Source organism: Mycobacterium marseillense (assembly GCF_010731675.1).
Lineage (GTDB): Bacteria > Actinomycetota > Actinomycetes > Mycobacteriales > Mycobacteriaceae > Mycobacterium > Mycobacterium marseillense.
Window position 1 is genome coordinate 3079698 of the sequence record NZ_AP022584.1, and the last position, 21241, is coordinate 3100938.

The following is a 21241-nucleotide window of genomic DNA, read 5'->3' on the forward strand; positions in this document are numbered from 1 at the left end:
GCCCCGGCGCCGTGGGGCCCTACGGTAAACGCATGACAGAGCAGTCCTATGCGGTCGACGCCGGGCATCCACCGTCGGCGCTGTTGCGTCTCATCAACCCGGTGATGGGGTTGTTGCTCCGCAGTCCCTTCGCCGGTGCCGCGCGCAAGCAATTCATGGTGTTGAGATTCACCGGGCGCAAGACGGGCCGACCCTATTCAATTCCGTTGAGCGCGCACCTGATTGACGATCAACTCTACGCGCTGACCGGCGCGCCGTGGAAGCAGAACTTCCGCGACGGCGGTCCCGTCGACGTGGTGTACGACGGTACGACGACCGCGATGCGCGGCGAGCTCATCCGCGACCGGGCCGTCGTGTCCGAACTCTTGGTGCGCGCCGCGGAGTCTTATGGCGTGGCGCGCGCGCAGCGCGTGATCGGCCTGAAGTTCCGCGATCACCGCATACCGACCCGCGACGAGTTCGCCGAAGCGGTCGACCGCCTGCACCTGGGGGCGGTCCGGCTCAGTCCGGCCGGCTAACCGCTCAGACGGCGGGTCCGTCGGGCCGACCATCGCCGCCGGGCCCACGCAGGTGCGCCCCGCGCAGGCGCTGGTCGAATCGCGAACGCGCCGTGATGACTTCCTTGCCCAGCGCCGTGAAGTCCTCGGCGATGCGTTGGGCGAGCACCCCGAGTTTCGTATTTCCCGTTTGGGACAGCGTCTTGAGCATGGTGAACGCGGCGTCCTCGTCGATGCCGTAGATCAGCATCAGCATCCCCTTGGTGCGGTCGATGACGCCGCGGCGCCCGGCGATCTCGGCGACCTTGGCGCTGATGGAATCCTCGCGGGCGCGGGTGGGCGCCGGTGTGACTTCGATGTAGAAGCCGTGCGTCCCGATGACCTTGTCGTTGTCGTCGCAGAATCGATCGCCCACCACGATGACGTGGTGGATGAGGCCGCGGGTATCCACGATGCGATGCCGCGTGCTGAACGCCTGGCGACGCCTGATCATGTCGTTGATGCCGTCCGCCACCTGGGGGCGGTCGGCCGGATGTTTGTGCGACAGCACCAGCTCGGTCGTGGGGGTCACGGTGCCGGGCTCATAGCCGTGCATGCGCTGGACCTGCTCGGACCATACCCAGCGCTGGCCCTCGAAGTAGAAGCGGAACCAGCCCGCGCACTGCGGGACGGCGCCGGCCAAACCGCGCTCGATCGCTGCGGCCTGGCTGTCTAATTCCCAAGCCACGGTGAGTGTTTCGCGTCGAGAGCCATCGGGCTGGGGGCGGCCTGCAGCGGCGATCTCCAGTGGATCGCTGATGCCCGGGCGGGAAGGCTGGCACTGCGCACGCAGGAGTGAGGTACCCCCATGGCCGTGAGGTTACAGTTTCTGACCGGTGGTCACCGCGGAATCAGAAAATTTCCGGAAGAGTAAGTTTCGGCGCTCACTCGGATGATCCCGCGCCGGCGGCCGCCCGGGTCCGGATGACGGCGGGTTGTTCGAAGCCGGCGTCGACCACGGCGCGCCGCACCGCCTCGCCGACCGGCCCCGTGCGCTCGATCGGCACCAGCGCGATCACACAACCGCCGAATCCGCCGCCGGTCATCCGCGCCCCCAACGCCCCCGCGCGCACCGCGGCATCGGCGATCAGGTCGATGCGTTCGGTGGTGATGTCGAAGTCCTCGCGCATGGAGGCGTGCGAGGCGGTGAAGATCCGCCCGGCCTCGACGTAGTTCGAACCATCCAGTGCCGTAACGCAATCGAGGACCCGCTGGTTTTCGGTGAGCACGTGGCGGGCGCGGCGGGCGTCGACGGGGTCCCGCACGGCGGCCAGGTTGGCGGGGCCGCGGTCGCCGACCTCGCGCAGCGACGACGCCCCAAGATCGGCGGCGGCGCGCTCGCATGACAGGCGCCGCGCCGCATAGTCGCCGCCGGCGTGGCTGTGGCGCTCCCGGGAGTCGATCAGCAGCAGGGCGACGCCGGCCGCCTCAGGGTCGAAAGCCACCGGCGTGACGGCCAGGTCGGCGAAGTCGATCAGCACCGCGCTGCGCGGCCGGCCATACAGCGAGGCGAGCTGGTCGAGCAAACCCGTTGGGGCACCGACGTATTCGTTTTCGGCCCGCTGGGCGAGCCGGGCCTGTTCCGTGCGGTCGATGTGCACGCCCGTGGCCGCGGCGATCGCCCCCAGGGCCGCGCATTCCAGAGCCGCCGAGGACGACAGGCCCGAGCCCATTTCCAGGTCGCTGGTGATCGACATGGTGCCGCCGGGCACCGGGTGGGCGGCCTGGCGCAGCGCCCACATGACCCCGGCCACATACGCCGCCCAGCCGGTCACCTCCCCCGGAGCGGTGCCGATCGCGATGCGCGCCGGGGCGTCCGCGCGGTCGCTGGTCACGGTGATCGCGTCGCCGGGACCGGGCGTGAAGGTCGCCACCGTGCGCTGCGGCAAGGCGATCGGCAGCGAGAAACCCAGGTTGTAGTCGGTGTGCTCGCCGATCAGGTTGATCCGCCCCGGTGCGGCGTAGCGCACCGTCACTGCAGCTCCCGTAACCGCTGGGCCACGCTTTCGGGGGTGACGTCGCCGATGAAGGCGTCCATTGCCGATTCGGAGGCCGCCAGGTACTTGAGCTTGGTGGCGCTGCGCCGGATGGACATCAACTCGACGTGGAAGTACCCGTCCGCCTGGATTCCGGCCCCGGAATACTGGTGCAGCGCCGAAATGTAGGGCAACGGTGTGGAATACATCCGGTCGAAGCGCCGCAGCACGTCGAGGTAGACGGCGACGAATCCGTCCAGCTCGTCCTCGTCGAGGCCGACCACGTTGGGCACGAACCGGTTCGGGTAGATGTGCACCTCGACCGGCCAGCGCGCCGCGAACGGCACGAACGCGGTGAAGGACTCGTTGCGTGCGACGATACGGCCACCGTCGGCGACCTCGCGCTCCAGCAGATCGGCGAACAGGTTGCTGTCGTGCTTGTTTCGGTGTGCGCGTGCCTGCTCCAGCATGGCGGCCGTCCGCGGCGTCAGATAGGGGTAGCCGTAGATCTGACCGTGCGGATGGGTCAGGGTGACCCCGATCTCCTCACCGCGGTTCTCGAAGCAGAACACCTGCTCGATGCCCGGCGCGGCCATCAGGTCGGCCGTGCGGTGCCGCCACGCGTCGACCACCAGCCGCGCGTGTGCCGGCGTCAACTCGGCGAAGGAGCCGGTGTGGTCGGCGGAAAAGCAGATCACCTCGCAGCGGCCGGGCGCCGGGGCGGACACGAAGCCGTCGGTGTCGTCGAGGTCGGGAAGAGGCGTCGCGGCGCCGGACAGGCTGGGAAAGCGGTTCTCGAACACGACGACGTCGTAGTCGGGGGCGGGCACCTCGCTGGTCAACCCGGTCGGTCCCGGGCACAAAGGGCAGGCCTCCGGCGGCGGTTTGTAGGTGCGGTCCTGGCGCAGCGCCGCGATGATCACCCACTGCCCGGTGGTGCGGTCGAACCGCAATTGCGACTGTTCGGTCGTGCGCGGCGGCAGCGGCCGGCGGTCCTCGACGGGTGCCGGACGATGCCCGGGCAGCGAGAAGAACAGCAGGTCACGGCCGTCAGCCAGCTTCGCTCGCGTCGGCGCGGTCACGATGTCGAACACTAGCTTGGTCGCCGCCACCCAGTTCGGGTAACCATGGGGGGTACGCGCAAGAGAGGCGGTCACCGGAATAAGCGTCCTGTACGAACGCGCCCGCAACTGGGTGATCGGCTCCGATCCTGGCTTGCTGCGGCTGCGGATGGCGACTCGGACAACGGCCGCGCTGGGCCTTTCGCTGCTGGTCTTGTTCGTCCTCACCAGGGCGACGGGGCAACCCCTGACGGTCGCGCTGCTGGGTGTCGTCATCACCATGGTCGCGTCGCGGTCCGTCAATGAGCCCGACCCGCGCCAGCAGCGAATCACCATGGCGCTGTTGCCCGTCCCGGCCGCGGTGGCCATCACCGCCGCCGCGCTGCTGGCCCCCCACGTGATCGCCAGCGATGCCGTCTTCGTGGTGATCGTGTTCACCGCGGCCTACATCCGCCGCTTCGGGGCGCGCGGCAGGGCGCTGGGGATGGTCGCGTTCATGTCGTACTTCTTCACGCTGTATCTGCGGGCCCGGGTCGCGGAACTGCCCTGGATGATCGGCGCGGTCGCGGTGGGCACGGTGTGCACGTACGTAATGACCACCTACGTGCTGCCGGACCGGCCCGAGCGGGTGCTGCGCGCCACCATCCGGGCGCTGCGGGCGCGGATGGCGATCGTCATCGACACCACCGCCGAAGCGGTGCAAACGGGCCGCCTCGACGAACGGCGGCGCCGCCGGATGCGCGCGCGCACCACCCGGCTCAACGAGACCGCCCTGCTGGTCCAGAGCCAGATCGAGGACAAAGCCGATCCTGGCGCGTTGTGGCCCGGCGTCACCGCACACCAGCTGGTCCCGTGGTTGCTGGACGCCGAGTTGGCCATCGAATGGGTTGCCACCGCCGGCCGGCGGGCGGCCGCGGTCGCCGGTGCGGCCCCGGAATCCCTGCCCATCGCCACCCGGGTCGCGCTCGTCGACGCACTCTCCGAGCTGGCGCGCGCGATCCGCCTGCCCGAACCCGAGGGGTTACGCAGGGCCGCCGACCGCGCGCAGCGGCTGCTGGACGAGCGGGCCGGCGCGGCCGCGGCCGACGATGACCCCGGCGCCACCGCGGTCCGCCGCCTCGCGCTGGCCATCATCAACGCCGCGGGGGCGACGGCCGACGTGCGCGCGATCGTCGACCGGATGGCCGCCGGCGCCCCCCTCGACGACACCGACAGCGAGCGCCCACCGGCGGCCGAGCGCGCGGTACCGGACGAGACCGCACCGGAGGAGACCGCCGACGAAGGCCACCCCGCCGGGTTGCTGCCGACCACCCGGCAAGCCATCCAGGTCTGTATCGCGGCCTCGCTGGCCATTGTCACCGGGGAGCTGGTCTCGCCGGCCCGCTGGTACTGGGCGGTGATCGCGGCGTTCGTGATCTTCGCCGGCACCAACTCCTGGGGCGAAACCTTGACCAAGGGCTGGCAGCGCCTGCTCGGCACCCTGCTCGGCGTGCCCGCCGGCGTGCTGGTGGCAACGCTGTTGACCGGCCACGAATTCGCCGCGCTCGCCGGCATTTTCGTGTGCCTGTTCTGCGCCTTCTACTTCATGACGGTGACCTACAGCCTGATGACGTTCTGGATCACCACGATGCTGGCGCTGCTGTACGGCTTGCTCGGCCAGTTCTCCTTCGCCGTGTTGATGCTGCGGATCGAGGAGACCGCGATCGGCGCCGTCATCGGGGCGACGGTCGCGGTCGTGGTGTTGCCGACGAACACCAGAACCGCGATCCGGACCGACACCCGCGCCTTCCTGACGAGCCTGTCGGCGCTGATCGACGCCAGCGCCGCGGCCATGCTCGGCGACGACGAGGAGGGCACCAGCCCGTCCGAGCAGGCGCGTCAGGTCGATCGGGATCTGCAGCAGTTCCGGGTCACCGCCAAGCCGCTCCTGGCGGGTGTCTCCGGGCTCGCCGGCCGGCGCAGCATTCGCCGCGCCCTGGGGATCTTCGCCGCCTGCGACCAATACGGCCGCAGCCTGGCGCGCAGCAGCGAGCAGTATCAGGACCCGGCCGGGTCACCGCCGCCCGCCGCGCAGCGGGCCGAGGCGTTTTCGGCGGCCGCCGCCCAGACGCGACGCAACATCGAGGCGTTGCAGGAGGCCATCGAGGGTGGTCACGCGCCGAGGCTGGTCTCGGCGGCCGATCAACTCGACGCCGCGGAAACCCTGGCGCGCCAACAGGACAGCGACGGCCACGGCGACGAGTCACAACACGACATCCGCCAATTCCTCACCGCGGTGCACGCCCTTCGCCAGATCGAGCGGGCCGTGATCACCGCGGCCACCAACCTCGGTGGACGCGAAAGCGTCCCGACGGCCGCGACGCCCGGCTGACACCTCGCTTTGCTACCGATCACGCAAGCACCCGGCTACCATCGTGCTAACCGCCGCGGTCCGTAGCCACAGCCGAGGAGAAATCCCATGGCCACACCGAACCTTCCGCCGGGCTTTGATTTCACCGATCCCGACATCTACGCCCACCGGTTGCCGGTGCAGGAGTTCGCCGAACTGCGCGCCACCGAACCGATCTGGTGGAACGAACAGGCGCCGGATCAGGGCGGGTTCGGCGACGGCGGCTACTGGGTGGTGACCAAGCACCGCGACATTCGCGACGTCTCGCTGCGCAGCGACGTGTTCTCGTCGGCCACCAAGTCGATCGTGCCGCGTTACCGGGAAGACTTGGCGGCCGGGCAGATTGAGGCGGGCCGGGCGTCGATGATCATGATGGACGACCCCGAGCACAGCCGGTTGCGCAAGATCGTGTCGCGGGCCTTCACGCCCCGCGCGGTCGAGCGGCTGCGCGCCGAACTGTCCGAGCGGGCCCGCCGCATCGTCACCGAGGCCGCGGCGGCGGGCTCGGGCGACTTCGTCCGCCAGGTCGCCTGCGAGTTGCCGTTGCAGGCAATCTCCGCGCTGCTCGGGGTCCCGCACGAGGACTACGACAAGCTGTTCGACTGGACCAACAACATGATCGGCAGCGACGACCCGGAGTTCGCCGGCAACGACGCGCTGACCTCGGCGGGCGAATTGATGTGGTACGCCATGCAATTGGCGGCGCACAAGGCCGAGGAGCCCTCCGACGACATCGTCACCACGCTGATCCAGGCCGATGCGGAAGGACAGCGCCTGTCGGAGGCCGAGTTCGGCATGTTCGTGGTCACGCTGGCCGTCGCGGGAAACGAGACCACACGCAACTCGATCACGCAGGGAATGATGGCCTTCACCGACTATCCGGGCCAATGGGAGTTGTTCAAGGCACGGCGACCCAATACCGCGGCCGACGAGATAATCCGTTGGGCCACACCGATCACCGCGTTTCAGCGCACCGCGCGCGAGGACACCGAGATCGGCGGTGTGGCCATCGCCGAGGGCCAGCGGGTGGTGCTGTTCTACCGCTCGGCCAACTTCGACGAAGAGGTCTTCGACGACCCGTTCACCTTCGACGTCCTGCGCAGCCCCAACCCGCACCTCGGTTTCGGCGGCACCGGAGCGCACTACTGCATCGGCGCCAATCTGGCCCGCATGACGATCGATTTGATGTTCAACGCGCTCGCCGATCGGCTGCCCGACCTCGCCCCGGTGGGAAACCCGGAGCGCCTGCGGTCATCGTTCATCAACGGCATCAAGCACTGGCACGTCGATTACCAAGGCGACCGCGCTCCGCAGGCCCACTAGCCGGCGGCTTGCATGCGGCACGGGCGCCCATGTGACCTGGAGCGTCGAGCCGCTCGACGCGACCTCCACTCGCGTCGTGCACGGGTTTGGGCACGCTTCCCACGCCACCCGGTGGGGCGCATCGTCGCCTTCGCGTTCGTGCACCTACTCAGTGGTGCGGAAAAGGATCGGAAGCACACTAGAACCGAGCTGCGTTATCTCAAACGGCTCATTGAAGACCCACGCAGCTAGGGCCGAGGCAGCTGAGCAGGCCCCGATAGCCTGTCCAGCACAACGCAGTCCGCAGCGCGCGCGCCACCGCAATCCAACTCAGAGGTCGCGATCAGTTCGACGATGCGACTTTCGAGCGTCCGCAATTGCGCGAGTTTTGCGCGCACCGCGGTCAGATGGAGGAGCGCCAAGTCACGGGCCTCGAAGCAGGAACGGTCACGATCGTGGGTGAGTTCGACGAGACTGCGGACATGCTCGACCGAGAAATCAAGGTCGCGGCAGCGTCGAATGAACGTCACCCGCCGCACATCGTCCTCTTCATAGCGACGCTGACCTCCAACCCGTCGTGGGTTGGGCAGAAGACCGATCTGTTCGTAATAGCGAATTGTCGGTGCCGTCGTCCCGGTTGCCTCGGCAAGCTCGCCAATCCTGAGAGCCATGCATTCATGGTCTCGCGTGCGGCCTTGACCCTCAACCCACTTGAAGTCCGATCCTTGAATGGTGTCCGAACACTACGTCGCCTGCACACTGACCGCGTCCGGTCGCGCGGCCCGGATTGCGTGGATAGGACTGCTCAACGCGACAGCGCTGGACACCTATCAGCGCGACGGTCGCCGCATCCGGCTCAAATACCGGCCGACCGCAGCCGCCCAGGCACGGGAGCTGGTTCGCCACGAGCGGGAGTGCTGCCCGTCTCTCCAGTTCAGCATCGAGGAGGACGACGACGCGGTCGTTGTGATCATCGACGCCCCAGCCGATTTCGGCGCCGACGCCGATGATCTGTTCGCGCCCCGCACGCGACCGCGAGGCCAACCGTGATCGATGTCATGCGCGAGAGCGACGGCGACGTGCTGGGGCTGCGGGCGACGAACAAGCTGACGATGAGCGATTACCGCGACGTGCTCGTGCCCGCGGTGCAAGCCTTGCTCGATCGATTCGGCACGTTGAAGGTGCTGTTCTTGATCGACGAGCCATTCGATGGATGGACCCTGCGCGCGGCATGGGTCAACACCCTCTTCGATATCAGGCACCGCAACGACTTTGTCAAGGTGGCCATGGTCGGTGCGCCGCGGTGGGAGCGATCGTGTGTCAATGTCGCCGCGTTACTGATGAGCGGCGAGTTGCGCACCTTCGACCGCGAACGCCTAGACGCCGCATGGGGGTGGGTGCGAGCGTAGAGGCCATCATGAGAATCGCCATCAGCGGTGCCGGCGTGGCCGGGGCGGCGCTCGCCCACTGGCTGCATCGGACCGGCCACACACCGACGCTGATCGAGCAGGCGCCCCAATTCCGCACCGGCGGCTACATGATCGACTTCTGGGGCGTGGGCTACCAGGTGGCCAAGCGGATGGGCATCGAGGGGCCGATCCGCGCCGCCGGATACGGGATGGAACGGCTCCGTTCGGTCGGCTCGCGCGGCGAGATCAAGGCGGACGTGGACGTCGACGTCTTCCGCCGCCTGCTCGGCGCCGACTTCACCAGCCTGCCGCGCGGCGACCTGGCCGCGGCGATCTACGCGACCATCGAGGACAAGGTCGAAACGGTCTTCGGCGAGAGCATCGCCTCCGTCGACGAGCGCGACGACGGGGTACGCCTCGGCTTCGGGCGCGGCGCCGCGCGCGATTTCGACCTGGTGATCGGTGCCGACGGGTTGCACTCCAACGTGCGCCGCCTGGTCTTCGGGCCCGAGCGCGACTTCGAGCGCTACCTGGGCTGCAAGGTGGCGGCCTGCGTGGTCGACGGTTACCGGCCGCGCGACGAACTCGCCTACGTCACCTACGCGGCGCCCGGGCGGCAATTGGCGCGGTTCGCGCTGCGCGCCGATCGCACCACGTTCTTGTTCATCTTCCGCGCCGACCACGACGACACCAATACGCCGCCGAAAGACCAGCTGCGCAACACGTTTCGTGACTGCGGCTGGGAAGCCCACGATATGCTGGCCGCGCTCGACGACGTTGATGACCTCTATTTCGACGTCGTCAGCCAGATCCACATGAACCGCTGGTCGCGGGGGCGGGTGCTGCTCATCGGGGACGCGGCCGGGTGCATTTCGCTGCTCGGCGGTGAGGGCACCGGCCTGGCGATCACCGAGGCCTACGTCCTGGCCGGCGAACTCGCGCGCGCCGGAGGCGACCATCGCCGCGCGTTCGACGCCTACGAGACGCGCCTGCGTCCCTTCATCGAGAGCAAGCAGGCCGGCGCGGCGCGGTTCATCGGATTCTTCGCCACCCGGACCGGATTCGGGCTGTGGTTCCGCAACCTGGCCCTGCGCACCATGAATTTCGCCCCGATGACAAGGCTTCTCGCCCGCGACGTGCGCGACGACTTCGAAGTGCCCGACTACGGCATATAACTACCGCGCCGCCACAATCTTACGACCGCCTCGCGGATAAGCAGGATTGCTTCGCCGGGCGCCTAAATCACAAGGGCAGCCGGCTGGTCTCCGCATCGCGGCGATCGGTGGAGATGAAGTCCTCGATCAGCTCCACCACCTGGTTCGGCGCTTCCACCTGCGCGAAATGGCCTACGTCAGGCAGGATTTCGAGCCTGGCGTCGGTACGAGCCTTATGCGCGGCGTACGCGTGGTCGACGGGAATGATGCCGTCGCGCTCTCCCCAGATCGCCATGACCGGCAAGTCCTCCCGCAGCGAGAGCCTGTTGAGCGCACTGACCGCCTGGCCTCGGTAGTCGACTACCGACCTCAGCGTTCGCAGGAAAGACTGCCGCGTCTCACCATCGGACAACGACGAGTAGGCGCTCCACAGCTCCGCCCCGCGCGGCGACTGGATGCCGGCGCTTCTCAACCAGGACCTGAGCTTGTTGCCGGCGGACAGCACGGGCGTCGGCGCGATAATCGGCAGCACCAGCTCCGCTCCGGGGGCCGAAAGCAGCCGCAGCACCCATCCCACATCGGGACCAAGCCCCCCGCTGCTGATCAAGATCAACCGCTTGGCGTAGTCGGGGTGTTGATAGACGAACTGCATCGCGACCCCACCGCCGAGCGAGTGACCGACCACGGTGGCCTGGCTGACACCGAATTGGTCGAGCAAATCCCGCAGCCACACGGCGAACGCGCCCAGCGAGTAGTCCGTGCGTGGCTTCGCCGACTCGCCGTGACCGAGCAGGTCGGGCGCGATGACCCGGAATTTCTTCGACAACGCCGGTATGACCGACCGCCAGGTATCCGAACTGCCCGCCATGCCGTGGATGAGCAGCAGCACCTCGCCGTCACCCTCGTCGCGGTAGGCGATGCGATCGCCATGTAGCTCGAGAAACTTCACGTCACCCATGGGGGCTGTGTACCCGCTTTGGTGCTGCTCACGACGCGGGGTCGGGGCAAATGCCCGCCGGTTGAGCAATGATCTAGTGCATGACCGAACCGGTTGCCGCCCGCGTGGCCGTCTACCTCGACTTCGACAACATCGTGATCTCCCGCTACGACCAGATCCACGGGCGGAATTCGTTTCAGAAGGACAAGGCCAAGGGCCTCGAACAGTATTCCGAGCGGCTGGACCGGGCGACGGTCGACGTGGGCGCCATCCTCGACTTCGCGTCGTCGTTCGGGACCCTGGTCCTCACCCGCGCCTACGCGGACTGGTCGGCGGATATCAACGCCGGGTACCGCGGGCAGCTGGTGGCCCGCGCGGTCGACCTGGTGCAGTTGTTCCCCGCGGCGGCTTACGGCAAGAACGGCGCCGACATCCGGCTGGCCGTCGACGCCGTCGAGGACATGTTCCGGCTGCCCGACCTGACCCACGTGGTGATCGTCGCCGGCGACTCCGACTACATCCCGCTGGCCCAGCGCTGTAAGAGGCTGGGCCGGTACGTGGTGGGCATCGGGGTGGCCGGCGCGTCGAGCCGGGCGCTGGCGGCCGCGTGCGAGGAGTTCGTCGTGTACGACGCGCTGCCGGGGGTTCCTCCGCTCGACCGCGAGCCCGCGCCGGCCGGCACCGACCCACCGAAGCGGCGCGGCGGGCGCACCAAGGCGGCGCAGGCCGAGGAGCCGGAGCCGCCCGACGCGCAGGCCGCTGCCACCGCGCTGCTGACGCGCGCGCTGCAGATCGGCCTGGAGAAAGACGATGTCGACTGGCTGCACAACTCCGCGGTGAAGGCCCAGATGCGGCGCATGGATCCGTCGTTCAGCGAAAGGTCTTTGGGTTTCCGGTCATTCAGTGATTTCCTGCGGTCACGCTCCGACGTCGTCGAGCTGGACGAGACGTCCACGACGCGGATGGTGCGGCTGCGCGCGCAGGATTGAGCGGCGCGGCCGCGTCGCGGCAATGCATTTTCTCTTTGGCGTATGGCGTTTGCCCGGTGCACCGGGAGATATCGTTGACAGCCACCTGTGGTGGCCATACATTGTCTGAAAGTCGTCCGCAGCTGGTGGGGGATCGATGAGGAGACCGTCATGACCGTCGGTGCCGCTCCCCCAAGCGTTTTCGATGCCGACCTGCCCACCCTGACCTACCGCGACGACGAAACACCCGCGGAGATCTACCCGCGCCTGCGCGAGGCGCAACGGCACGCGCCCGTCGCGCTGGGACCGCACGGCCCCGAGGTGCTCGGGTACCACATGGTCCGGTCCGTGCTGCGGGATACGCGGTTCCAGATCCCGCCCGGCCTGAATCTCCTTGTGCAGGGCATCACTTCGGGCCCGCTGTGGGACAAGGTGGTCAACAGCCTGTTGTGCCTCGAGGGCGACGAGCACCACCGGCTGCGGAGTCTGACCGCCAAGGCGTTCACGCCGAAGGCCACCCTGCGCCTGCACCACACCATGGTCGATGTGTTGAACGACCTGGTCGATCAGATCGCCGACGCCGGTCGCTGTGACGTGGTCACCGACATCGCGCGCCCGTACCCCGTCCCGATCATCTGCGCGCTGCTCGGCGCGCCCCGCGAGGACTGGCAACAGTTCTCCCGATGGGCGGACGACGTTTTCAAGGCCTTCAGTTTCACCGTCGACCTGACCGAGGTCGAGCCCGTCGTGATGCGCGCGTGGCGCCAGCTCGACGCCTACGTCGACGAGATGGTCGCCCGGCGCCGGCACAGCCTCACCGATGATCTGCTGTCCGACCTGATTCGCGCCGAGGACGAGGGCGACCGGCTCAACGCGGCCGAACTGCGCATGCTCGCCGGGGGGCTGCTGCTGGCGGGGACGGACACGACCCGCAACCAGGTCGCCGCGTCGGTGCACCTGCTGTGCGAGCACCGGGAGCAGTGGGAGCTGCTGCGCGGGCGGCCCGAGTTGGCGATGCGTGCCGTCGAGGAGACCATGCGCCACTCGCCGATCGTGTGCGGGACGCTGCGACTGGTGGCCGAGGACGCCGAGGTCGACGGTTACGTGTTCCCCGCCGGCACGATGGTCCTGCTCAACACCGGGGCGGCAAACCGCGATCCCACCGTCTACGACGACCCCGACCGCGTCGACATCACCCGCGAGGGCGCCCCGCCCATCCTGACGTTCGGCGGCGGCGCGCATTACTGCCTCGGCGCCAACCTGGCCAGGCGCGAGATCGCCGAGGCGCTGACCGTCTTGACCGGCCGCCTGCGCAACCCGCGCATCATCGGCCCGGCGCCGTGGAAGCCGATGGGAACCCTCAGCGGACCGCTGAGCCTGCCCCTGGAGTTCGACCGCTAGGCATCCGCTGGGCTGAGGGATCGCTGAGGGGATTCGAGTGTGAATCCACGGCTTTCACGGTGCACCCAGGGCGGCGACACGCCGAGCACGACCGCCGTAGCCGCACACCGAACGCCAAGGCTTCACACCGTCCGCCACGGCGGTTGGCAATCCGCCGAGTCGCGGGCGACCCGGGGCGGCTTTACGCTCCTTTGGTTACACAAAATTCACGGGGGTTTTCAATGCGTACAGCCTGGCGCGCGGCGCTGGCCTGCCTCGCGCTGTCGTCCTGTTCGGAAACCGTGTCGGCGCCCCCGCTGACCGCCACGACGTCGGCGTCGGCGTCGGCGTCGAAAACGACCACCCACGCGGCCGCGGGCCCCGCCCCGATCACGGGCCCGCTCGAGAAGGACTGGAAAAGCTACGGCGGCACGGCGTATTTCGGGTGCCCGCAGACCTTTTCGGCCGGCAAATCCGCGCTCGAGGACATCCGGCCGAAAATCTTCGACCCGAAGACGGGGCAATACGTCGCGCCGGCCATCCCCACCCTCGGCGCCGGCGAGAACCTCACCGGCGCCGTATGCGCGCTGACCGGCGCCGCCGCCGACTTGAAGGTCGTCTACGTGGTCACCACCGTCAAGCCGGCCCAGGCCCCGGCGCCCGAAATCTCAAGGACCACCGCGTATTCCTACGACTGGGCATCCGGCCACCAGGTCGCCGCGAAAGAACTGCAGCCGCCGGCTCCCGGCCTGACGTTGACCGCGCCGAAGGAATGGGGACTGGCGCCGACCGCGGCGGGCGTGGCGTGGGTGAACGCATTCACCGACGGGCACGCCACCGCGTCGCCGCCCCGCACCGTGCTCCTGTCCGGCGCCGACCTGACGACCATGTGGGACGACCCCCAGCCCGCCCGGGCATGGCAGGACGTGCTCGCGTTTCAGCGCAACACCGGCCCCGGCACTGCCCCGGGAGCCGAGCTGCGCCGCCCGACCGGGGAGGCGATCTATCAGGACAACGACGCGCAGTCGGTGGACGCCGAATTGGCCGACGGCCCAGACAAATTGGTGCAGCTCACCCACCGCGAGCCGCACAACCCCCCGGCGGTGTCAACGATGTTCTATGACCTCAACGCGAAGACGATCATCCGGCTCGGCGATGCGGATCGGATTCCCGGCGGCGGGCTGACCGCGGCTTTGTCCGACGGAAAACTGTTTGTCGACGGGCATAATTCGGCCGACTCCTCATTCGGCTTCGGAGTGTGGAACCTGCGCAGCCAACAGTGGGACTTCCTCAAGAGCCGCGACGATGCCAAGAAGCTGTCGATCTCCAAGCTGGCGTTCTTCGAAGACCACCTCTACCTCACCGGCACCGGCGGCACGTTCTCGGTAATCGCGCTGCCCAAAACGGATCCCGTCGCGCCCGGCTGGTCGACGCGCCCGTTCGAGCGGATATCCGGATGGACGCTGGTGTGCCGCGGCGAGACCGCGCCGTCGTCCAACGGCGAATGCAAGGAGATCGTCATGGTGCAAGACCAGGACGGCCACTACCCCGGGCCCTGGTTCTGAGTTTCGGCCGCGCGCTCAGATCCAGCCGAGCGCCTGCGGAACCATGTACGCAACCCCCGCATGCGCCACTGCTCGGGCAGCGCCCTGGCTTCCAGCGCCAGCAGCAGGCCCAGCACGATGGGCAGCAACAACTCGTTCATGACTTCGACGTCCACGGCCAGATTGACCAAGTCGACGCTGGCCAGCACCAGCACCGCGCCCACGATGTGCGCCAGCGAATAGGTGCTGTAGAACTTCGCGCTGGCGCGGTTGGGCCGCTCGTTGACCGTGTGCTTCCAGCCGAAACCTCCGCGAGTCTCCACGCGCCCGCGAGGGAGGGTGTTTTGGCGGGAGAGTGGCATTGGCGAGAAATGTGCTGCCATTCTCGAAAATGCGATAGGCCTTCTCGAATTGCGAGAGTACGTTGCCCAAGTATGCAAACGGTGCGTAGCTTCTGCCGCGTCTGCACCTCCGTCTGCGGCATCCTCGTCGACGTCGACGGCGACGAGGTGGTCCGCGTTCGCGGCGATCAGGACCATCCCTTCTCGCGCGGCTACACCTGCCCAAAGGGCCGCGCCCTGCCGCTGCTGCACCACCACCCGGACCGGCTCGAACGCCCGAGGATGCGGGTGGACGGCCGGCTGCGGGACACTACGTGGGACGCGTGCCTGGACGACCTGGGCACGCGACTGAAGGACATCATCGACCGGCATGGGCCCGAATCGGTCGCGTTCTACTTCTCCACCATGGAAAGCGCGGGCTTCCGCATGGCCGAGGCCCTGCACGCCGCGATCGGCACGCCGGCCAAGTTCAGCCCGCTGACCATCGACGGCACCGCCAAGCCCCTGGTCTCGGATCTGGTCGGCGGATTCATGGGGCTGTCCGGGCGGACCGACCTGGACAACGCCGACTTCCTGATGCTCGTCGGCGTCAATCCCGTTGTGTCGCACGGGCACGCGATCTCGATGCCCAACCCGACCGGCACCGTGCGTGAGATCGCGCGGCGCGGGCAGGTGTGGGTGATCGATCCGCGCCGCACCGAGACCGCCCGGCTGGCCACCGGCCATCTGGCGCCGCGTCCCAGCACCGACCACGCGGTGCTCGCCTATCTGGTACGCGAAATCCTGCGCGACGGAATGAAATCCGACGTGCCCATGCAGGGCATCGAAGAGTTGACGCGTGCGGTCGAGCCGTTCACGCTCGAACACACCGCGCAGCTGGCCGATGTCTCCGAGGCCGACCTGACGCGGTTGTGTGCCGGGGTGCGCGCCGCCCGGTGCGTGGCTGTCGAAACCGGCACCGGCGTCACGATGACCGCCGAGCGTGCCAACGTCACGCAGTGGCTCGCGTGGGTGCTGATGATCCTCACCGGCGCGATGAACCGGCCCGGCGGGACGTGGTTTCACCCCGGATTCGCCTACCAGCTCGAAACTTTCGGTGAGTTCTTGCCCGTCACGCCGATCGAGGGATCGTTCGGTCCGGGACCCCGCAGCCGCCCCGAGGCGCAGGCGTTCATCAACGAGTGGCCCTGCGCGGTGTTGCCCGACGAAATCGCCGCGGGCAACATCCGCGCCCTGATCAACGTCGGCGGCAGCCTGGTCACCAGCTTCCCCGAAACCGGCAAGCTGGTGCCGGCCCTGCAGAGCCTCGAGCTGTTCGCCACCACCGAGATCATCAACAACGAGACCACGGAGCTGGCCACCCACGTCCTGCCCACCAAGGACCCGCTGGAACGGCCCGACATCACCATCCACGACATCCTGAGTTCCCATGTATCGGTGCAATACAGCCCGGCCGTCGTCGATCCGGTCGGCGAACGGCGCTCGATGTGGTGGGTGTTCGCCGAACTCGGCCGCCGGCTGGGCTATGAGCTCGGCAGTCTCGGCGACCCCGACAGCAGCACCGACGACGACGTGCTGGCCGTCCTATTAGCCGGCGCCCGAACGAGATTCGACGAGGTGGCGGCCGTGGGGTGGGCCGAAGCCCCGCGCGAGCTGCCGGCGCCGTGGGTGGACGAGCACGTCGCGCGGATGGGCGGCTGGCGACTGGCGCCGCCGCTGCTGGTGGACCAACTCGCGGACCTGGAACCGCCCGCGCCGCTGGTGATGGTGCCGCGCCGGCAGCGCCGAAAGCTCAACGGGCAGCTCGATTTCCTCGGGGAAGCCCCCGAGATCCTCATCCATCCGCAGGACGGTGCGGATGCGGGCGTCGCCGACGGACAGAAGGTGACGGTCCGCAGCGCGAACGGCGAACTGACCGGCATCGCCAAAGTCGACGACTCCATTCGCCGCGGGGCGGTATCGATCCCGCACGGCCACCACGTGGCCAACGTCAACCACCTGACCAACAAGGACGACATCGACGTGGTCACCGGCATGGTGCGCTACTCGGGGATACCCGTCAGCCTGCACCCGGCCTGAAACATGCTGTCGCGGTAGGCAAAAGACACCCTCCCGGCCGATGGGTTGGAGGAGTCGAACCGAGAGGGTGCCTGGATTGGCGTTGATGGCCGAACGTCACTGTCCGGCGCGTTCGTCGCATTGGACGACGAAGCACAGCCGGTCGGCGAAAGCGATGGCATCGGCGATCTTCTCGGCCAGCTCGGCGGCGCGGGCCTTGCGGACACCGGCCAGGCCGGTCTGCGCGGAGAGGGCCGATTCGCGCGCTCTGGTCAGTGCGGTGCGGCACTCGCGGAGTACTGAGATGGTGGCGGGACTGGACATGTCACCCCCTAGAAATCGCGCTTCCCCAGCAGTACCCGCCGGCGCGCCCGCCACACCGGTGCGGTGCAAATTTTTACAACTAGTTTGTAGAAATTGCGCACGTGTCTCACAACAAGCGTCGGCGGCGCTGGTCGGCGGGCCGTTCGGTCGGGAACGTCGCTCGGCGTCGCGACGAGGCAGCGCGCCATGGCGCGGCGCCCAGCAAACAAATGATCAGGAGTTGCGGACGGCTTGTGGGCCTGCAACCGTGGGGCGGGACGACGCGGCCAGCCGCGCGGGATCCTGCACCGAAACAACGACGCGCATTGACCTGCAAAAACTGTTGGTGGCAGGTACAGGATTCGAACCTGTGAAGCTTTCGCGACGGATTTACAGTCCGCTCCCATTGGCCGCTCGGGCAACCTGCCGCCAGACAGGTTACAACGAGCGAGTAGACAAAGCACAAACGCCTATCACCGGATGAAGGGACGGAATGCATGGCGGACTCATCGTTCGACATCGTCAGCAAAGTGGATCGCCAGGAGGTCGACAACGCGCTCAACCAGGCCGCTAAGGAGCTGGCCACCCGCTTCGACTTCCGCGGTACCGACACCACCATCGCCTGGAAGGGCGATGAGGCTATCGAGCTGACGTCGTCCACCGAGGAACGCGTCAAGGCGGCCGTCGACGTCTTCAAGGAGAAGCTGATCCGCCGCGACATCTCCATGAAGGCCTTCGACGCCGGCGAGCCCCAGGCCTCCGGCAAGTCCTACAAGGTCAGCGGGACCCTCAAGCAGGGCATCAGCAGCGAGAACGCCAAGAAGATCACCAAGCTGATCCGCGACGACGGCCCCAAGTCCGTCAAGTCCCAGATCCAGGGCGACGAAATCCGGGTCACCAGCAAAAAGCGCGACGATCTGCAGGCCGTCCAAGCGATGCTGAAGCAGGCCGACCTGGATGTGGCGTTGCAGTTCGTCAACTACCGGTGATCGGCGGGGCCCGCGAGCGTAACGACACTGCGACTTTTGACGCGTTATCTCGCCATGGGGTTACGCTCACGGTCCTCAACGAGCGCCGCGGTGCGACGCGGTTTCGCGAGTTCCTAGCCCGACCAACCGGTGGGTCTCTACGCTAGTGACGAGTCCCACAATTTGAGCGAGGTTCACGATGACCGTGACTCCCCAGGAGGCCGCCGGCCACGGCGCGACCGAGGCCGACTACTTCGACGTCCTCATCGTCGGCGCCGGCATCTCCGGCATCGACGCCGCCTACCGGATCACCGAACGCAACCCGCAGCTGACGTACACCATGCTGGAGCGGCGCGAGCAGATCGGCGGGACGTGGGACCTGTTCCGCTACCCCGGGGTGCGCTCCGACAGCAGCATCTTCACGCTGTCCTTCCCGTTCGAGCCGTGGACCCGCGAAGAGGGCGTGGCCGACGGCGTGCACATCCGCGAGTACCTGGCCGCCACCGCGCGCAAGTACGGCATCGACCGCCACATCCGGTTCAGCAGCCACGTGCGCTCGGCGGACTGGGACTCCGCGACCGACACCTGGACGGTCACCGTCGAGCAGGACGGGGCGCGCAAGCTCTACCGCGCCCGCTTCCTGTTCTTCGGCAGCGGCTACTACAACTACGACGAGGGCTACACCCCCGACTTCCCGGGCATCGAGGAGTTCACGGGCACGGTGGTGCACCCCCAGCACTGGCCGGAGGACCTGGACTACGACGGCAAGAAGGTCGTGGTGATCGGCAGCGGGGCGACCGCGGTGACGCTGCTTCCGTCGCTCTCGGACCGCGCCGCCCGGGTGACCATGCTGCAGCGCTCACCCACCTATCTCATCTCGGCGTCGAAGTACGGCACGGTCGCCGCCGTCTCTCGAAAGATGCTGCCCCGCAAGCCCGCTCATCTCGTCGTCCGCATGTACAGCGCGCTGACCGAGGCGGTGTTCTTCGCGTTGTCCCGCAAGGCCCCGGGGTTCGTGCGGTGGCTGTTGCGGCGCAAGGCGATCAACAGCCTGCCGGCCGGCTATGACGTCGACACCCACTTCAAACCGCGGTACAACCCGTGGGACCAGCGGATGTGCCTGATCCCCGACGCCGACCTGTACGAGGCCATCAGCTCCGGGCGCGCCGACGTGGTCACCGACCACATCGACCATTTCGACGCGACCGGTATCGCTCTCAAATCCGGCGGGCACCTCGACGCCGACGTCATCGTCACCGCCACCGGCCTGCAACTGCAGGCACTCGGTGGGGCCACGATCAGCCTGGACGGCAACGAGATCAAGACCAGCGACCGCTTCGTCTACAAGGCGCACATGCTCGAAGACGTGCCGAACCTGTTCTGGTGTGTGGGCTATACCAACGCGTCGTGGACGCTGCGGGCCGACATCACCGCCCGCGCGACGGCAAAACTCATGGAGCACATGACTTCTCACGGCTACACGCGCGCCGCCCCGCACCGCGGCAACGAGCCGATGACCGAGAAGCCGTCATGGGACATCAACGCCGGCTACGTGCTGCGGTCGGTGCACGCGCTGCCCAAGTCGGGCACCAAGCGGCCGTGGAACGTGCGGCAGAACTATCTCGCCGACGCCATCGACTACCGCTTCGACCGCATCGAAGAGGCGATGGTGTTCGGGCGGACCGCCGACCGCGCCGCGCTCGCCGGATAGGTGCGCACGGGAGTTCGTGAACTGCTCCCAAATCTCAGATGTCGGCAATACGCTGATCGCCATGGCATCTGAGAAGCGCGAACCCAAAGTCGTTGTCCTCGGTGGGGGTTCCTGGGGCACCACCGTGGCCTCAATCTGCGCGCGCCGCGGACCGACACTGCAGTGGGTGCGCTCCGAGGAGACCGCCGCCGACATCAACGACAACCACCGCAACAGCCGCTACCTCGGCAACGACGTCGTGCTGAGCGACACCCTGCGCGCCACCACGGACTTCGCCGAGGCGGCGAACTCGGCCGACGTGGTCGTCATGGGCGTGCCCTCGCACGGCTTCCGCGGGGTGCTCACCGAGCTGGCCAGGGAACTGCGGCCGTGGGTGCCGGTGGTGTCACTGGTCAAAGGGCTCGAGCAGGGCACCAACATGCGGATGTCCCAGATCGTCGAGGAGGTGCTGCCCGGGCACCCCGCGGGCATCCTGGCCGGGCCGAACATCGCGCGCGAGGTGGCCGAGGGTTACGCCGCCGCCGCGGTGCTGGCCATGCCCGACCAGCATCTGGCGACCCGGCTGTCCGGGCTGTTCCGCACCCGGCGCTTCCGCGTGTACACCACCGACGACGTCATCGGCGCGGAAATGGCCGGGGCTCTGAAGAACGTGTTCGCCATCGCCGTGGGCATGGGGTACTCGCTGGGCATCGGCGAAAACACCCGCGCTCTGGTGATCGCCCGCGCGCTGCGGGAAATGACGAAGCTGGGCGTCGCGGTCGGCGGGGACCCCGACACCTTCCCGGGACTGGCCGGGCTGGGCGACCTGATCGTCACGTGCACCAGCCAGCGCAGCCGCAACCGGCACGTCGGTGAACAACTAGGGGCGGGCAAGCCGATCGATGAGATCATCGCCTCGATGAACCAGGTCGCCGAGGGCGTCAAGGCGGCCAGCGTGATCATGGAGTTTGCCAACGAGTTCGGCCTCACCATGCCGATCGCCCGCGAGGTCGACGCCGTGATCAACCACGGCTCCTCCGTCGAGGAGGCCTACCGGGGCCTGATCGCCGAGGTGCCGGGTCACGAGGTGCACGGCGCGGGCTTCTGACCTGGGCGCCTTTCGCTGGCCAAATTCAAATCTTTGCGTTCTCTATGGGCCGCGCACGTCCGCTTGACCCCCGTTTGCCAGCAAAATACCGTCAGACCAGGTAGTCAGCGATTTTCC

General features: G+C 67.9%; 19 protein-coding genes, 1 tRNA gene and 2 pseudogenes. 13 read left to right on the forward strand and 9 right to left on the reverse strand.

The features are described from left to right. The first annotated feature begins 32 nt into the window (after positions 1–32). Positions 33–518 (forward strand): hypothetical protein, encoded by a 486-nt coding sequence (locus G6N26_RS14060; RefSeq protein WP_067166996.1) that lies wholly within the window; start codon positions 33–35, stop codon positions 516–518. Positions 519–522: 4 nt separating this feature from the next. On the opposite strand, the gene G6N26_RS14065 is transcribed toward G6N26_RS14060, so the two are convergent. The 4 genes and pseudogenes from G6N26_RS14065 to G6N26_RS26150 form a co-directional block, all read right to left on the reverse strand. Beyond that, positions 523–1224 carry a PAS and ANTAR domain-containing protein gene (locus G6N26_RS14065; protein WP_083018315.1) on the reverse strand — a complete coding sequence of 234 codons (702 nt, stop codon included), beginning with the start codon at positions 1222–1224 and terminating at the stop codon, positions 523–525. 196 nt (positions 1225–1420) lie between these two features. Continuing rightward, positions 1421–2512 (reverse strand): galactokinase, encoded by a 1092-nt coding sequence (locus tag G6N26_RS14070; RefSeq protein ID WP_083018317.1) that lies wholly within the window; start codon positions 2510–2512, stop codon positions 1421–1423. Next, entirely contained in the window at positions 2509–3549 is a 1041-nt protein-coding gene (gene galT / locus G6N26_RS14075) for a galactose-1-phosphate uridylyltransferase (protein ID WP_372509314.1), read from the reverse strand. Before galT ends, G6N26_RS14070 begins: the two co-directional genes overlap by 4 nt. Continuing rightward, positions 3523–3594: pseudogene (locus G6N26_RS26150) on the reverse strand (galactose-1-phosphate uridylyltransferase); the annotation flags it as partial. The gene galT and the pseudogene G6N26_RS26150, both read right to left, overlap by 27 nt. A 112-nt stretch (positions 3595–3706) precedes the next feature. Between G6N26_RS26150 and G6N26_RS14080 the strand changes: the two are divergent. Continuing rightward, a complete protein-coding gene (locus tag G6N26_RS14080) occupies positions 3707–5944 on the forward strand; it encodes an FUSC family protein (RefSeq protein WP_083018320.1) in 2238 nt (745 codons plus the stop codon). An 87-nt stretch (positions 5945–6031) separates the two neighbouring features. Then, positions 6032–7285, forward strand: coding sequence for a cytochrome P450 (locus G6N26_RS14085; protein ID WP_083018322.1), 1254 nt, complete (start codon positions 6032–6034; stop codon positions 7283–7285). Between the two features lie 227 nt (positions 7286–7512). On the opposite strand, the gene G6N26_RS14090 is transcribed toward G6N26_RS14085, so the two are convergent. After that, positions 7513–7935: a MerR family transcriptional regulator gene (locus G6N26_RS14090; RefSeq protein WP_083018324.1), complete on the reverse strand. Its 423-nt coding sequence runs from the start codon at positions 7933–7935 to the stop codon at positions 7513–7515. Between the two features lie 58 nt (positions 7936–7993). On the opposite strand from G6N26_RS14090, the gene G6N26_RS14095 reads away from it, so the two are divergent. From G6N26_RS14095 to G6N26_RS14105, 3 genes are read left to right on the forward strand one after another with little or no spacing between them, the layout of a single operon-like run. Next, positions 7994–8314 carry a hypothetical protein gene (locus G6N26_RS14095; RefSeq protein WP_083018326.1) on the forward strand — a complete coding sequence of 107 codons (321 nt, stop codon included), beginning with the start codon at positions 7994–7996 and terminating at the stop codon, positions 8312–8314. 8 nt (positions 8315–8322) lie between these two features. Further along, the gene (locus G6N26_RS14100) at positions 8323–8673 is read left to right on the forward strand and encodes a SpoIIAA family protein (RefSeq protein WP_232067456.1); all 351 of its coding nucleotides are present in this window, start codon (positions 8323–8325) and stop codon (positions 8671–8673) included. A gap of 8 nt (positions 8674–8681) precedes the next feature. Beyond that, entirely contained in the window at positions 8682–9848 is a 1167-nt protein-coding gene (locus G6N26_RS14105) for an FAD-binding domain (protein WP_083018411.1), read from the forward strand. Positions 9849–9915: 67 nt separating this feature from the next. Here G6N26_RS14105 and G6N26_RS14110 read toward each other — a convergent pair whose 3' ends face one another. Next, the gene (locus tag G6N26_RS14110) at positions 9916–10785 is read right to left on the reverse strand and encodes an alpha/beta fold hydrolase (RefSeq protein WP_067166973.1); all 870 of its coding nucleotides are present in this window, start codon (positions 10783–10785) and stop codon (positions 9916–9918) included. An 80-nt stretch (positions 10786–10865) separates the two neighbouring features. Here G6N26_RS14110 and G6N26_RS14115 point away from each other — a divergent pair, with 80 nt between their 5' ends. From G6N26_RS14115 to G6N26_RS14125, 3 genes are all read left to right on the forward strand, one after another. Then, positions 10866–11753: an NYN domain-containing protein gene (locus G6N26_RS14115; protein ID WP_067166969.1), complete on the forward strand. Its 888-nt coding sequence runs from the start codon at positions 10866–10868 to the stop codon at positions 11751–11753. A 150-nt stretch (positions 11754–11903) separates the two neighbouring features. After that, positions 11904–13133, forward strand: a complete 1230-nt coding sequence (locus G6N26_RS14120) for a cytochrome P450 (RefSeq protein ID WP_083018413.1) — start codon at positions 11904–11906, stop codon at positions 13131–13133. 221 nt (positions 13134–13354) lie between these two features. Beyond that, positions 13355–14677 carry a hypothetical protein gene (locus G6N26_RS14125; RefSeq protein ID WP_083018330.1) on the forward strand — a complete coding sequence of 441 codons (1323 nt, stop codon included), beginning with the start codon at positions 13355–13357 and terminating at the stop codon, positions 14675–14677. A gap of 15 nt (positions 14678–14692) precedes the next feature. Here the strand turns inward: G6N26_RS14125 and G6N26_RS14130 are convergent. Then, a pseudogene (locus G6N26_RS14130) lies at positions 14693–14993 on the reverse strand (divalent metal cation transporter); the annotation flags it as partial. Positions 14994–15090: 97 nt separating this feature from the next. On the opposite strand from G6N26_RS14130, the gene G6N26_RS14135 reads away from it, so the two are divergent. Beyond that, a complete protein-coding gene (locus tag G6N26_RS14135; RefSeq protein ID WP_083018332.1) occupies positions 15091–17076 on the forward strand; it encodes a molybdopterin-containing oxidoreductase family protein in 1986 nt (661 codons plus the stop codon). A 96-nt stretch (positions 17077–17172) separates the two neighbouring features. On the opposite strand, the gene G6N26_RS14140 is transcribed toward G6N26_RS14135, so the two are convergent. Together G6N26_RS14140 and G6N26_RS14145 are read right to left on the reverse strand one after the other, a co-directional pair. Further along, positions 17173–17379 carry a hypothetical protein gene (locus G6N26_RS14140; RefSeq protein WP_067166954.1) on the reverse strand — a complete coding sequence of 69 codons (207 nt, stop codon included), beginning with the start codon at positions 17377–17379 and terminating at the stop codon, positions 17173–17175. Between the two features lie 323 nt (positions 17380–17702). After that, positions 17703–17786 (reverse strand) — tRNA-Tyr (locus G6N26_RS14145). Positions 17787–17855: 69 nt separating this feature from the next. On the opposite strand from G6N26_RS14145, the gene G6N26_RS14150 reads away from it, so the two are divergent. The 3 genes from G6N26_RS14150 to G6N26_RS14160 all read left to right on the forward strand — a co-directional run bounded on the left by G6N26_RS14150 (position 17856) and on the right by G6N26_RS14160 (position 21124). Further along, complete coding sequence (locus G6N26_RS14150) at positions 17856–18347, forward strand: YajQ family cyclic di-GMP-binding protein (RefSeq protein WP_067166951.1); 492 nt, start codon at positions 17856–17858, stop codon at positions 18345–18347. Between the two features lie 178 nt (positions 18348–18525). Next, on the forward strand, positions 18526–20037 hold the full coding sequence (locus tag G6N26_RS14155) for a flavin-containing monooxygenase (protein ID WP_067166947.1): 1512 nt from the start codon (positions 18526–18528) through the stop codon (positions 20035–20037). Positions 20038–20098: 61 nt separating this feature from the next. After that, the gene (locus tag G6N26_RS14160; RefSeq protein WP_067166944.1) at positions 20099–21124 is read left to right on the forward strand and encodes an NAD(P)H-dependent glycerol-3-phosphate dehydrogenase; all 1026 of its coding nucleotides are present in this window, start codon (positions 20099–20101) and stop codon (positions 21122–21124) included. Positions 21125–21241: the final 117 nt, after the last annotated feature.